The organism is Tenuifilum thalassicum (genome assembly GCF_013265555.1).
In the GTDB taxonomy this organism is placed as follows: Bacteria; Bacteroidota; Bacteroidia; order Bacteroidales; family Tenuifilaceae; genus Tenuifilum; species Tenuifilum thalassicum.
The window spans coordinates 782,690-796,116 of sequence record NZ_CP041345.1 but is presented as its reverse complement, the minus strand read 5'-3'; the positions used below and the strand labels follow the sequence as shown (position 1 = coordinate 796,116).

10 protein-coding genes are annotated in these 13,427 nt (G+C 41.7%); all 10 read right to left on the bottom strand.

The window, feature by feature from the left end; translation table 11 throughout:
- Window positions 1-7: 7 nt before the first annotated feature.
- The 10 genes from FHG85_RS03265 to FHG85_RS03220 all read right to left on the bottom strand — a co-directional run bounded on the left by FHG85_RS03265 (window position 8) and on the right by FHG85_RS03220 (window position 13,188).
- The gene (locus FHG85_RS03265) at window positions 8-1,117 is read right to left on the bottom strand and encodes a sensor histidine kinase (protein WP_220429228.1); all 1,110 of its coding nucleotides are present in this window, start codon (window positions 1,115-1,117) and stop codon (window positions 8-10) included.
- Window positions 1,110-2,330, bottom strand: a complete 1,221-nt coding sequence (locus tag FHG85_RS03260; protein WP_173072953.1) for an ABC transporter permease — start codon at window positions 2,328-2,330, stop codon at window positions 1,110-1,112. Before FHG85_RS03260 ends, FHG85_RS03265 begins: the two co-directional genes overlap by 8 nt.
- A 10-nt stretch (window positions 2,331-2,340) precedes the next feature.
- A complete protein-coding gene (locus FHG85_RS03255; protein WP_220429227.1) occupies window positions 2,341-3,096 on the bottom strand; it encodes an ABC transporter ATP-binding protein in 756 nt (251 codons plus the stop codon).
- Window positions 3,097-3,134: 38 nt separating this feature from the next.
- Window positions 3,135-4,409, bottom strand: coding sequence for an efflux RND transporter periplasmic adaptor subunit (locus FHG85_RS03250; protein ID WP_173072951.1), 1,275 nt, complete (start codon window positions 4,407-4,409; stop codon window positions 3,135-3,137).
- Window positions 4,410-4,426: 17 nt separating this feature from the next.
- The gene (locus FHG85_RS03245) at window positions 4,427-5,743 is read right to left on the bottom strand and encodes a TolC family protein (protein ID WP_173072950.1); all 1,317 of its coding nucleotides are present in this window, start codon (window positions 5,741-5,743) and stop codon (window positions 4,427-4,429) included.
- A gap of 903 nt (window positions 5,744-6,646) precedes the next feature.
- Window positions 6,647-6,940, bottom strand: a complete 294-nt coding sequence (locus tag FHG85_RS03240; protein ID WP_173072948.1) for a PG0541 family transporter-associated protein — start codon at window positions 6,938-6,940, stop codon at window positions 6,647-6,649.
- A gap of 17 nt (window positions 6,941-6,957) precedes the next feature.
- Entirely contained in the window at window positions 6,958-10,107 is a 3,150-nt protein-coding gene (locus FHG85_RS03235; protein ID WP_173072947.1) for an efflux RND transporter permease subunit, read from the bottom strand.
- A gap of 13 nt (window positions 10,108-10,120) precedes the next feature.
- Window positions 10,121-11,170 (bottom strand): efflux RND transporter periplasmic adaptor subunit, encoded by a 1,050-nt coding sequence (locus FHG85_RS03230; RefSeq protein WP_173072946.1) that lies wholly within the window; start codon window positions 11,168-11,170, stop codon window positions 10,121-10,123.
- 45 nt (window positions 11,171-11,215) lie between these two features.
- A complete protein-coding gene (locus tag FHG85_RS03225) occupies window positions 11,216-12,541 on the bottom strand; it encodes a TolC family protein (protein WP_173072945.1) in 1,326 nt (441 codons plus the stop codon).
- Between the two features lie 20 nt (window positions 12,542-12,561).
- A complete protein-coding gene (locus FHG85_RS03220) occupies window positions 12,562-13,188 on the bottom strand; it encodes a TetR/AcrR family transcriptional regulator (protein ID WP_173072944.1) in 627 nt (208 codons plus the stop codon).
- Between the last annotated feature and the right edge of the window lie 239 nt (window positions 13,189-13,427).

The window sequence follows — 13,427 nt, the reverse complement described above, 5'->3', positions numbered from 1 at the left end:
TGCCCGATTAGCTAAAAATATGCTTTTCTCTTGTATATGGTACTACAAGGAGAACGCTAAAGACTTTATCATTTTGAGTGATATCAAGTTTATAAGAATTTCTAAATATTAAAGCTAACCGTTTTTTTATGTTCTCAATACCGAGACCACCCTTTACACTTTTTTGTTCATTTCTGCTTGGAATACTATTGCTACAGCTAAAAATAACATTTTCACTGTCAACTTTAAGGGCGATGGAAATGAACGAGTTCTCGCGATAGCTAATACCATGCTTAAATGCATTCTCAATAAAGGGAAGGAAAAGCAGAGGAGGGATTTGGCCATCGGGCACCTCCTTTGAGATATCAATGTCTAGCTTCACTTTTGAGCTCAAACGCTGCTGCATCAATTCAATATATCTTAAAGTAAAGTCGAATTCCTTTTTCAGGTCAACAACCTCAATATTAGAGTCGTAGATTAGATAGCGCATTAGACCAGACAATTTCTCAACGGCCTTTTGTGCTTTATCGCTGTCAATGGCAATTAAACCATATATGTTATTAAGGGCGTTAAAAAAGAAGTGTGGGCTAATTTGGTTTCGTAAGAAGGCAAGTTCCGAGTCGACACGTGCTTTTTCAATTTCCTTTTGCTTAGCCTCATTTAATCTTAGCTGTTGGGTAATTGCCATCCCACTGCTAAAACCAATTACAATTAGTAATAGCAAGAAGTTATCAATAAGTTTTGGATGCAAGCCAAACCTGTTTTTAGCTCTAACCTGGGTAATCACATTGGAAAATCTATCGGGTCGAAAGTCTTCGAGCTGAAAATATTCGTATAAATACTGAGAAATAACCAGCAATAAAGAAACAAAAAGGAATAGGGCTAAAAAGAAGTACACTTTTCTTTTTGAGAAGAAGAATCGAGGAACGATAAACAAGTAGTTGCCATAAAAAGCCACAATCATAAAAGCCAGCTGGTAATAGTAGTTGTACATCCAGAAGACATCACGGACATTATTTCTATTAAAAACAAACACTGGCAGGATTAGGAACAGCAGCAAGCCAATCAGGTGTGGCAACCACCTTTCTACCATATTTTTCGAGAACAAGTTTTGCAGGTTCTTCAATTCTTTACTCATGACGGAGAGCATCAATAGGGTTTAAAGCTGAGGCCTTACGAGCCGGATACCAACCAAAAAACACACCAATAAAGGTACAAAAAAGAAATGAGAGGGCAATTGAATCGGCTGTAATAAGGATAGGCCAGCCCAAGATACTTTCAACGATATGAGATGAGAATACGCCCACCCCAACACCTATAAGTCCACCTATAATGCTAAGCAGGAGAGCCTCTAAAAGGAATTGGCGCAGGATGTCACTTCCTTTACCCCCAATAGCCATTCGAAGTCCAATTTCGCGAGTCCGTTCTGTAACAGACACATACATAATATTCATTATACCAATCCCACCTACTACCAGCGAAATAGCAGCAATTGAGCCAAGGAGTACGAGCATCATTTCTGAAATTGAACCAAAGTTGCTAATTAGCTCCTCTTGAGTCCTAAGTTCAAAGTCATCGTCTTGGCTATCCTTCAACTTATGTGATTCTCTTAGAAGCTGGGTTATCTCATTACTTGTTTCGGAAATTAAATCTTCGGATTTTGCTGAAACGACAATAGCGCGTAAAAAGTTTTGACGGAACAAACGTTTCATAACGGTTGTATAAGGAGCAAGAATCATGTCATCCTGATCCTGACCAAAGGTATTGTCGCCTTTTTCTTTTAAAGTTCCAATAATCTTAAATGGTATGCTATTGAATCGAATGGTTTTTCCAATAGGGTTCTCCCCTTCCTCAAAAATATTCTCAATAACCGTTTGCCCCACAAGGCAAACCTTGGCAGCGGTTTTAATTTCTTGGGTTGTATACATTCTGCCTGTAGCCACCTCATACTTTTTGATGTGCGGATAATCCTCATTTCCGCTATAAATAGTTGTAGGCCAATTTTTGGAGCCGTAAACAACCTGACCGCTAACATCGAGTTCGGGAGAGATGGCATCAATTAGTTGACTGTTTTGCCGCAGGTATGTAACATCATCAACAAAAAGAGTAGGCGAAGCATCTCGCCCCTGGCGAACACCGCCCTTATTTTGAACAGCAGGGACAACGTTAATTAGGTTTGTTCCCATAGAGCTGATAGTTTTACGAATACTTGCATTGGAGCCCTGCCCAATAGCGAGCATTGCAATAACAGCGGCAACCCCAATAACAATACCAAGCATGGTTAGAAACGACCGCATTTTGTTCCTCCTTATAGCGGCTATGGCAATTTTTATAAGATTAATAAACTTCATAATTCATGTTTTAGCTTTCAAACCCATATTTATTAGCCTCAAGCAGCTCTCTAGCCACAGAAGCCTTCTGTTGAGATTTCACCAATGTATCTTTTATAATTTTACCGTCCCTAAAAACCACATTGCGCTTAGTAAATGCTGCAATATCGGGTTCGTGTGTTACAAAGCAAATTGTCATTCCTTCCTCGTTTAATTTTTGGAAAAGTTCCATTATCTCATAGGATGTGGCCGTATCAAGGTTTCCGGTGGCTTCATCGGCAAAAATAACTAACGGATTGTTTACCAAAGCTCTTGCTATGGCAACTCGTTGTTGTTGTCCCCCCGACATTTGGTTTGACAAATGTTTCATTCTATCCTTTAGCCCAACAGAGATTAGTGCCTGTTCAGCACGCTCTTTTCGTTCCTTAGCGCTGACAGTAGGATTATAAAGCAATGGTAGCTCTACGTTCTCCAGGGCTGTTGTACGAGGCAAAAGGTTATACGATTGGAAAACGAATCCCAGCTTTCTATTCCTAATAACCGATAGCTGATTCTTATTCAACGTTTTAATATTTACATTATCTAAAAAATACTCGCCACTAGTTGGTAAATCAAGGCACCCCAAAATATTCAGCAGGGTAGATTTACCAGAACCGCTAGCACCCATGATTGCCAGGAATTCCCCTTTACGGATAGATAAATCTATATTGTATAGCGCATTAATGGTTTCATCGCCTACCCGATACACCTTACATAAACTTCGTACTTCAATTATATTTTCATTCATAACCCAAACCTTTAATAAGTAACATTTCCACTAAACGATTAATGAGGAGGTGGACCACCCGCACCATTCCTTTTCGGCCTTTCCTGGATAAAAGGACTTTTCATATCGTCGCCCGAGTTTTCTGGTAATGAGAAGGATCTGTCGTCTAATAGCTCAAGCGAAGTTAGAACTAAATCGCCCTCTTGTAACCCTGAAGTTATTTCAATATAAGTACCATCGCTAATGCCGGTTTCAACCTCTACAGGGTATATATCCTCATTATCAACCACCCAAACCAAACGATGTGCCGAGTCCAAAACATTTTCCTCATTTCGAGGCGGTTTAGGTGCATCCTGCTGTTTTTCGGGTTTTATTTTAGCTACATGTTGCAAATAGAGATGCAGAAGTTGAGGGTCGGGGGTAAAACGTGTTGCTTTCTCTTTTACAGTTAGGACATCATGGGCCTCTTCAATAAAAACAGTAATGCTTGCTGTCATTCCCGGCTTTAGCTTTAGGTCAGGGTTGTTTACCGTGATTATAGCCGTATAGGTAACAACATTGGAATTTTCATTAGGTTGCAATCGAATTTCGGACACATTCCCATTAAAAGTGGTTTCAGGGAAGGCATCAACAGTAAACTCCACACGCTGCCCTACTTTTAGCTGTCCGATATCGGCCTCATCGATATTGGCTTCCACCTGCATAACCGACAAATCGTTGGTAATGGTAAAGAGTTCAGGAGTATTCATGGCTGCGGCCACGGTCTGCCCTTCTTCCACGGCACGATTCAGAACAACCCCATCTATCGGAGAATATATTGAAGCATAGCTTACATTACGTTGTGCCCTTTCAAGGTTAGCCTTTGCCGATTTCACCTCTGCCTTACTAACCTTATAGTTGTAAAGTATTAAATCGTAATCGCTTTTAGCGAGCATCCCTTTTTCGTATAGTATTTTATTCCTGGCAAGCTGAGCTGTTTGATACTCAAAATTTGCCTCGGCTCTTTCCAGGTCGGCCTCAGCATTCTCTAAACTGGAAAGTAGTGTTGATTTATCGAGCTCGGCAATGAGCTGCCCTTTTTTTACCCTGGAATTAAAATCCACATAAATTTTCTCAATTACCCCCGAAACCTGGGTTCCAACAACAACCGTGTTTGTTGCCTCTAAGGTACCGGTTGCCGTAATAGTGTTTGTAATAGTTCCGCGTTCAACTTTTGCAGTTGATAAAGAGAATTCCGGTTCAGTTACCCTAAATCGCCATACGAAAAATGCTACTACAAGCAATGCAATTCCAAGCATACTGTAGATGAAGCGTTTATTTCTTATCATTTTCATGTCAAAAGTTATTTATGTTAAAGTTTTATTTGTTCTCCTAAGTAGTACTCAATGATTTTTTTCTGAAGTACCAGGTTATATTTGGCCTGAATAAACTTATTCCGAATCTTAACCAGGTTATTTTTCGACAAAAGCAAATCAAAAGAATTAACCATTCCTTGAGCGAACTTCTCACTAGCCAAATTGTACGATTCTTGTTCAGCTTCCAATGCCTCCTGCAAGGCCATGAAATTAGTTTGAGCTGTTTGGTAGCTGGAACAAGCCTGCTCGATGCTCTTTCTCAGGTTATTTTTTATCTCCATCAATTCAAGTGCTATGTCTTTACTCTGTATTCGTGCTACTTTTACACTGGTTTTTGCCTGCTTCTGCTGGAATACTGGGATGGATAGGCTAATACCAACATAAGGATTTATTCTATTGGTAAGCTGATTTCCGAAATCGACAGCGCTAAACTCCGAGTTGAAACTCGTACCTAGGCCGGCACTTAATGATAGGTTTGGCAATGCTTGAGCTTTAGCAATTTCAACCCCTACTTCAGCGCTCTTTAAATTAAGCGCAGCCGCTTTAATATTAGGTTGCTGTTCTAGCGCTATACTATAAACATCCTCAGGATTGGTCGTAATATTCTGACTAACTATACTATCCACATCAGGTTGAACAATGGTAAAATCATCTTGAACAGGCATGTTAATCACCTGCATCAAGCTAACAAGCATCATCCTGTAATTACTTTCTGCCTCGGCCAGATTGGTCTTATCCGTTGCAACCTGTGATTTCACATTAAGGAAGTCTGTACGCGACAGAGTTCCGGCTTCGTATTTAGCTTTGGCATACTCGTACTGCTTTTCACTTTCCTCAAGTTGCAACCTTTTATTCTGCAAGTTTTCCTTTGCATAAAGTACATCGATAAATGCCGATAAAACCTCGAGGCTTATCTGTTCTTTTGCTGCTACCAAACTATATTGGGCCGATTCTGCATTATTTTTACTCTGATTAATAAGATTTTTAATCTTTCCACCATTGTAGATTGTCATTTTGGAGCCAATCGACGCGTTTAATGATGTATAATCATTTTTGCCCCAAGTACCGGTGCTATTGTCATAAATGCTGGTTTTTTCAAATTGTTGGTTTACTCCAAGCTGCAGATTTGGGAGACGTGAAGCTTTGGACTGGTTTAAATATGCCTCCTGGAGCTCAAGGTTGTTCTGTGAACGCTTAATATCCGTTCCATTCTCTAAAGCATACTCAACACACTCCTCAAAAGTGTACGGTTTTACCTGTGCATGAAGCAATAACGACCAAAAGACCAGGCATGCTATAATCAAGTATTTCATAACGATTACTGTAATGTTTAACTCAAAGATGCTGTAGCCTATGGTTCTAAAAAAACTTATTAGACAGTAGGCTAAAAATTTTCGACAAGCAGCTGGTTTTATTCGACATCGGCCATACCATTTTTTGGAGTTTTTCCTATGATTCCAATAATGGCACCTCAAAAAACTACCGCGTATGATTTTTAATCAATCCAATGCGAAAGCATTATTGCACCAAAAACGGTAAAATATAACAGCAGGGAATATCTTTTTTAAATGCTATATTGGCAAAGAAACGATTAACAACGACCTCACCCCCATCCTCTCTCCTTTGTAAGGAGAGGGGAGCCCGATAAGGCGGGGTGAGGGGGTAAAACCTCAGGCAGTTACGAGCAAGTGGGAAAGGGAAATAGATGAGATTGTTTATAAATTGTATGATTTGACGGAGGAGGAGATAAGGATAAGAACCATAACCTCCGTGTCCCTACGTGCTCCCGACTTTGGTCGGGACAAGCTCTCTTTGGTGAATGAAAATACCACAGAGAACACAGAGTAGCACAGAGAAAATATATGCAGATTTTTGAAAAAAGAGCAACCTATTCATAGACTGAATGGGTTGAAGGTGGAGGAAACAATGAGCTTTGTGGCAAATCAACACGATTCAGCAGCTTGCGAAAAACCTATCTTCTCAAGCATCTTACTAAGCATCACTAGGTCTCACGAGGCGTAATCCCCATGTTAGTTAAGCTTTCTCAAAATACATATTCAAAATTTCTATCGCTTAATCTGGAATTATACCAGCTAGGTACATTTGAGTTCATGTAGGCAAAAAGTGAAGAACCCTTTATGAATGTTTCAAAGACAAAAAAAACGAGCCGAACTTCAACTGTTCGGCTCGTAGTTGGAATTTGCCCGATTAATCTTTTAAACCATCCTCTCAATGTTCCAGACAAAGGCATGAATGCCTTGCTCCTCGGCTACCTGGTTAATTTGGTTGATAATTGACAGAAGCTTATCAACCTTATCATCATCAATGATGGTAAGTATGCCCGAGTTCATTGATGGCCAGGTATGTGTTCCTAAATGAGGCTCTCCCTTTTCGGTTCCTGCTCCAAGCATATCGGCCCATTTGCTATACCCTTTAATGCCTGAAACCTTTAGCGCATTATCAACCTTTTCAGATAAAGCCTGATTGTATGCTATAAAAACTGCTTTCATTTTATTCAAGTTTTAGGTTAAACCTCAAACGATAATTCTCCACCACCCGATGCCAGAAGCTTTTTGCGCTCACGCTTAATGCGAGCATTAGCAAAAAGAGCATAGATAACCGGTACAATAACCAGCGAAATCATCATGGAAAAGAATAATCCGCCAACTATCGATATGCCAAGCGGGCGCCAGGTCTCTGAGCCTTCGCCTGTTGAAAGTGCCATGGGTAGCATGCCTAAAAGGGTTGTGAACGAAGTCATGAGTATAGGACGCAAACGCGATTTGCCTCCCTCAAGAATTGCCTGGGTAACCGAACGCCCTCTATCAACCAGGAGGTTGATGAAATCGACCAGCACAATGGAGTTCTTTACAGCGATACCAACAAGCATCACAATGGCTATACCTGAAATCAGGTTTATGGTTGAACCTGTTGCCCATAGGGCAATGAAAACACCGGTAATAGCAAAGGGAACTGAGAACATGATGATGAAAGGCTCACGTAGCGATTCAAACTGCGAAGCCATAACAATATAGGTTAAGATGAGGATTAGCACAAATAGCAGAGCGATATCTTTAAAAGTATCGGCCATATCCTTGGCTGCACCGCCAATCTCAACAATAACATTCTTTGGAAGATCCAGGGTTGCCAGCTTCTCATTCACAATATTTGAGGCTGAACCAAGATCAAGTCCCGAAAGACCTGCCGTGATTTTCACCACCCTAATTTTGTTCTCATGCTCGATGTTAGGCGTATTATATACCTGCTTAATTTGGGCAATATCACCAACACGAACCATATTGCCCATGGGCCCCTTAAAGGTTATGTTCTCAATATCGCTAACCGACGAAAGGTTTTTGTCGTTGTACTTTAGAATTACATCGTACTCATATCCCTCCTCGCGATACTTGGTAGCGGTTAAGCCGTAAACCCTGTTACGAACAGCAGTAGCAAGCATGGCAGTGTTTAAACCAAGCTGTGCCAACTTTTCCCTATCGGGTATCACCTGCAGCTCCATACGCTCCTTATCGCGGCTAACCGTTATATCCTTAAAACCCTTTTCGTTTTTAAGCGTGGAAACAATCTGCTCGGCTATATAGTTTGTCTGGTTTATGTCGTACCCAAAAACCTTAACCTCAAAGTTTGCGCCACCGCCCCCGCTAAAAGCCGAAGACATGGCGTTTCGCGTTGAACCCGGGTCGACATACGACGAGGTGAGCTGGGTGTAACTAGCAATATCCTTACGTAAGCTGTCGGAGATCTCAAAGATGCTTCGATTACGCTCATCGGGATTGGTGAGCATAAAGCTATAGTTAATGATGTAGGAAGCGGCTTTTTGAAATGCGCTTATAAGCGATCCCCCCTCGTCGGTTCCGATAGTGGTTGAAATGAGTCTGACCTCAGGGTACTTGGCAAAAACCTTTTGCTCAAAGTCCCTGGCCAACGATTTTGCCTCATCTATACGCATTCCTTGGGGAATCTCCATGTAAACACTTATTCGGCTATTATCCTGAGCAGGTGTAAACTCCTTACCAATGAATTTAACCAAACCTAAGCTTCCAACAAAAATTGCAGCGGCTAAAAACAAAGTCAATGATTTATGCTTTAACACCCAAGATAAACCTTTAACATATATATCATCAAAACGCCCCCAGAAACGGTTAATAACCTCAAGAAATCTGTTCCGACGATGTTTATAAAACGATCTCCCCTTAAGTATTTTTGAAGAAAGCATTGGTGTTAAAGAAAGAGCAGCAAGAGTTGATAATGAAACGGTTATGGTTACAATCCAGCCAAGCTGTCGGAAAAATACGCCTGTCAAGCCACCTACCAAAGTGAGGGGGAAGAAAACAGCAACAATTACCAGCGTGGTAGCAATTACCGCTAAACCCACCTCGCGTGTTGCGAATACAGCGGCTTCCATAGGGCTACTACCCCGCTCAATGTGCGTTGTAATATTTTCGAGCACAACAATGGCATCGTCAACTACCATACCAATTGCAATGGCAAGGGCCGATAAGGAAACAATATTGATAGAGTTACCCGAAATGTAAAGATAGATGAACGCTCCAATCAGCGATACAGGAATGGTGAGCAGAATTATGAATGTTGAACGCCAACGACCCAAAAATACGAAAACCACAAGAGCAACAAAAACCAGTGCGTAGATAAGGGTTTCGGAAAGGTTGTTTATGGAGCTTTTAATAAAGTCGGAGGTGTCAAGAATCTTTACCACTTTCACATCGGCGGGAAGCTCTTTTTTGAGCTCCTCCATTCTTTGGGTAACCTCCCTGGCAATCTGAACGGTATTGGCACCGCTCTGTTTTTGAACCATAAGCCTCACCCCTTTTTTACCATCGATTCGCTCATCGATAAGAACATGTTTTAGGGTATCCTTTACGGTTGCCACATCGCGGAGGTAAACCAGCCTGCCCCCATTATTGGCCACCACCAGGTTTTTCACAATATCGCTACTCTTAAACTCCCCGTTGGTACGAACAGGGAACTCCATTCGTCCCACCTCAATTCTACCTGCGGGAAGCGACAGGTTTTCGGCGCCAATCGCATTTCCCACCTGTTCGAGGGTCAGGTTATAGGAATCGAGCTTACGAGGGTCAACCTTTACATCTATGATTCGAATTGGCTTTCCGATAATGCTAACGGCACCCACACCGTCGATCCTGCTTAAGCGTTCAACAATACGCTCATCAACTATCTTTTCGAGAGCAGCGTAGCTCTCATTGGCCTGAATACCCCAAATCACAACGGGTATCATCGATGAGCTGAACTTAAAGATTGATGGTTTTTCACATCCATCGGGCAAAGCCTTTTCGGCTAAGCTAATCGCATCGCGAATGTTGTTACTGGCCTCGTCGAGGTTTGTGCCATACTCAAACTCACACGTGATGAACGAAATGTTATCCTTACTTGCCGATGTTACCTTTTTCAGGTTCTGCAATGCATTAAGCTGATTCTCCAAAGGTTTGGTAACGTTCACCTCAATATCTTCGGCATTAGCTCCGGGATAGTATGTTATAACGCTAATGCTGGGTATATCCATGTCGGGCATCAGGTCAACAGGGATGTAGAATAACGAGTATATCCCCATCACAATAACTCCGATGAAAACCATCAGAGTTGTTATAGGGTTCTTAACCGCTTTACTATACAAGCTCATCTTCTAAAACCTTTTAGTTATCCTTATTAGCTACGGGCTGACCATCGGAAACGTTGGTTTGGCCTTCAACTATAATCTCCTCTCCGGGAGCAATACCCTTTACAATCTCAATCTGGTCGTCGAACACCTCGCCAACCTCAACAGTACGACGTTCTGCTTTTCCATCTTTCACAACAAAGGCATACCGTTCATTTGTGCCCGATTGTTTCATAACTGCAAACGACGGAACGAGCACAGCTTCTCCTTTACCCAGTCGAATGATTGCCGTTGCAAACATTCCCGGACGAAGCTTCATATCGCTATTCGATACAACCACCTCAACGGTAAAATTCTTGGTCAAATTATCGATGGTTGGGTATACCTTTTCGATTACGCCTCTAAACTTTGTGTTAGGATACACTTCGGTTTCAATGGCCACCTCCATTCCCGTTTTCACTTTAGGCAAATAGCTCGACGATATACCTACAAGCAGCTTAAGCTTATTGAGCTGCATGATTGAAACAACTGCAGGTTTGCCTACACCCGGTACGGGCGACATGGCAAAAAGCTCGCCATCGTTTATGTACTTTCCTGTAATAACCCCATCGATTGGAGATCTTAGGGTTGTATTCTCGTCGAGAAACTCCAGATTATTCTTTGCTATGTCGTACTGCATTTTAACCGCATCGTACTGTTGCTGGGGAATTGCACCAACTTTTAGCAACGAGTCGGCACGCAGAAGATCAATTTTTAGCTTATCGAACTGAATCTTTGCCTGCTGGTAGTTAGTTCGATCAAGAATTGCCACTGTCTGACCTCGCTTAACGGCATCGCCAACATCAACAAGAACATTTTCAACCCTGCCGGCTGTGGCCGGTGCCAAATGATTTTCCTTGTAAGCTTGAATGGTGGCGGGCAAACGCAAGGTTCGAACGATAGGGGTAGACTTTACCACCTGTGCTACTACTTTTACCTCATTGGGTGCGGAATTCTGCTTTACTTCAGCTTTATTTCCTCCGCAAGCCCATAGGATAGCCGCTAAGCCTAGCAGCGTTAACAATTTAAATTTTCGAACTGTTCTCATTGGTTTATAAAGTTTTACGATTTTACTCAGCTATTCCTGTTCATTCTATATCACTTCACCAACAATCTTCTCGTAATCGATTTTAGCAATCAGGTATTCCATTTGGGCCTGAATTAGGTTTAATCGAGCTTGAAGCAAAGCATTTTCAGCATCGTTTAGCTCAAGCAAAGTGGATTGTCCCGTATTATACCTTGTTTTAGCAATATCGTAACCTTTTTGAGCCATTTCAATATTGCTTTGGGCAGCAATTACCTTACTAGCAGCCGTATTAACAGCATTAATTGCATTGTGTACCTGAGCGGTAAGGTTGTTTAAAGTAAACTCCTTTTGTAGTTCGATTTGTTTTTGGCTAATTCTTACCTGGTTTAGCTGTCGGCGTACCGAAAATCCCGAAAAAATAGGAATGTTTAGCTGTAGTCCAACCATTGATGTAGGAACCCATCGGTAATCGCCAAATTTAAAATCATTTGCTTGTGTTTGATACTGGTAGTTTCCTATAGCAACCAGCGAAGGGTAATTTGCACCCTTTGCCATCTTCTCCTGAATTTTAAGCATCTCGCTAGTTAATGAGAGCTGTCGGAGGCTGGTGTTATTATTCACCCAGCTACTATCAGGTAGAACTAGGTTTGTGAAACTATACTCGCCTATTTCATCCTCGTTTAAAACAACAGGAGTTTCAACATCAATGTTCAATAGGACCTTAAGTACATTTAAAAGATTTTTATAGGTATTCTCGGCTTGTAGAACGTTGGGATATAAATTATCGACCTGAACTTTAATTCGGATCAGGTCGTAATCGGAAACCATCCCCCTCTCATTAAGCTTTTTGATATTCTCCAGGTTGGCAAGAGCATTTTTATAGCTTTGGTTTATTACGTTTAGGCTATTCTTAAGAAGTAGGATGTTGTAGTAGGTTTTCTTAATATTAGCAGCGAGGTCGATTTTGCTCTCGCGAAGCTTCTCCTGGCTAATCGCCACATCCTTTTGCCCTAACTTTATCGATTCAAAAATGTTGTAAACGAACAGAGGCATCGAAGCGCTAACCGAAGCCGAGTAGCTATTATCGGAGCCGATAGTTAGTGTAGGACCAAAAGGTGAGCCTGCCGGCATAAAGATAACAGGGAGCTTAAGGTTACGGGTATAGCTACCCGAGGCCTTAATGGTAGGGTAAAGAGCCGCCATGTACTCCTTAACCTTTTCCTGTTTCTTTTGTAGCTCAAGCTCTGAAACCTTTTGCATTAGGTTTTGCTGAACGGCAAGGTCAACAGCCTGCGCAACCGATAATCGCAGGGTATCGGGTTGGGCGTATCCCCTACTCCCCGTAAGGAAGATACCACCCGTAACAGTAAATAAAAGCAATAATCTGTGCATACCTGTTATGTTTTAGTTTCTTATATCGACGACTTATGTTTATTGTAGTAATACTCAACGCGCTCAATTCCCTTAACGGTTGATAGCCCCCGAATAAAGTTGATTGCCATGTGCTCAAACACCTCGGCCAACGGAAAGCTGCTAAGGGTATTGTTCCCGGTTTCAAATCGATTTCGAAGCAGCTTTGAGAATTCAAATACCACATTTGCCACAATCTGAGGGTTTACCTCCGCCCTAAAGAGCTTATCCTTTTTCCCCTTCTCAATGAATTCAACCATTTTATCGCGCATATAATGGTCGAACTCACCTGCCTGCCTGCTAATTGTTTTGGGATAAATCCTTTTTAGGTCGTGCATGAAAAGCGGGTTTACACCTCGAAGCCTATTGATATGGGCCCACATAAACATGATATAGGTTTCGATGTAATGCTCGCTCCTTTGAAGAATCTCCTGTGCCATTGCTTTCATTTTCTCATTCTCAATGCGCACACAAGCCTCAACAATCTCGTCCTTGTTTTTAAAGTTCTCGTAGATGGTTCGCTTTGACATGCCCAAATGCACGGCCAGCATATCCATTGTAACGGCACGTATACCCATTTTCTTGAATAGCTCCAACGCACCCTCGAGAACTTGCTCTTTTACGCTCATAAAACTTTTTAAACTTAAATAGTTTTCTGTGTACAAAATTCGGATAGAAAACTTTTAAAACCAAAATAGTTTTGTTAATATTTGTTTACGGGATGGGAAAAGGCGGAATGAACCGGAAGTTTTTTTGACTGTGGGGCAGGTTTTGGCGACCTCACCCCTTTCCCCTCTCCTGTGAGGAGAGGGGAAAAATAACGCAATTTCTATCCATGAAAAAAAGCCTCCCCTGAGAGGGGAGGTTG

Coding starts and splice junctions, on each gene's coding strand:
- FHG85_RS03220 (WP_173072944.1), bottom strand. CDS start 13,188: ATGAGCGTAAAAGAGCAAGTTCTCGAGGGTGCGTTGGAGCTATTCAAG.
- FHG85_RS03250 (WP_173072951.1), bottom strand. CDS start 4,409: ATGAAAATGATAAGAAATAAACGCTTCATCTACAGTATGCTTGGAATT.
- FHG85_RS03260 (WP_173072953.1), bottom strand. CDS start 2,330: ATGAAGTTTATTAATCTTATAAAAATTGCCATAGCCGCTATAAGGAGG.
- FHG85_RS03255 (WP_220429227.1), bottom strand. CDS start 3,096: ATGAATGAAAATATAATTGAAGTACGAAGTTTATGTAAGGTGTATCGG.
- FHG85_RS03240 (WP_173072948.1), bottom strand. CDS start 6,940: ATGAAAGCAGTTTTTATAGCATACAATCAGGCTTTATCTGAAAAGGTT.
- FHG85_RS03235 (WP_173072947.1), bottom strand. CDS start 10,107: ATGAGCTTGTATAGTAAAGCGGTTAAGAACCCTATAACAACTCTGATG.
- FHG85_RS03265 (WP_220429228.1), bottom strand. CDS start 1,117: ATGAGTAAAGAATTGAAGAACCTGCAAAACTTGTTCTCGAAAAATATG.
- FHG85_RS03225 (WP_173072945.1), bottom strand. CDS start 12,541: ATGCACAGATTATTGCTTTTATTTACTGTTACGGGTGGTATCTTCCTT.
- FHG85_RS03245 (WP_173072950.1), bottom strand. CDS start 5,743: ATGAAATACTTGATTATAGCATGCCTGGTCTTTTGGTCGTTATTGCTT.
- FHG85_RS03230 (WP_173072946.1), bottom strand. CDS start 11,170: ATGAGAACAGTTCGAAAATTTAAATTGTTAACGCTGCTAGGCTTAGCG.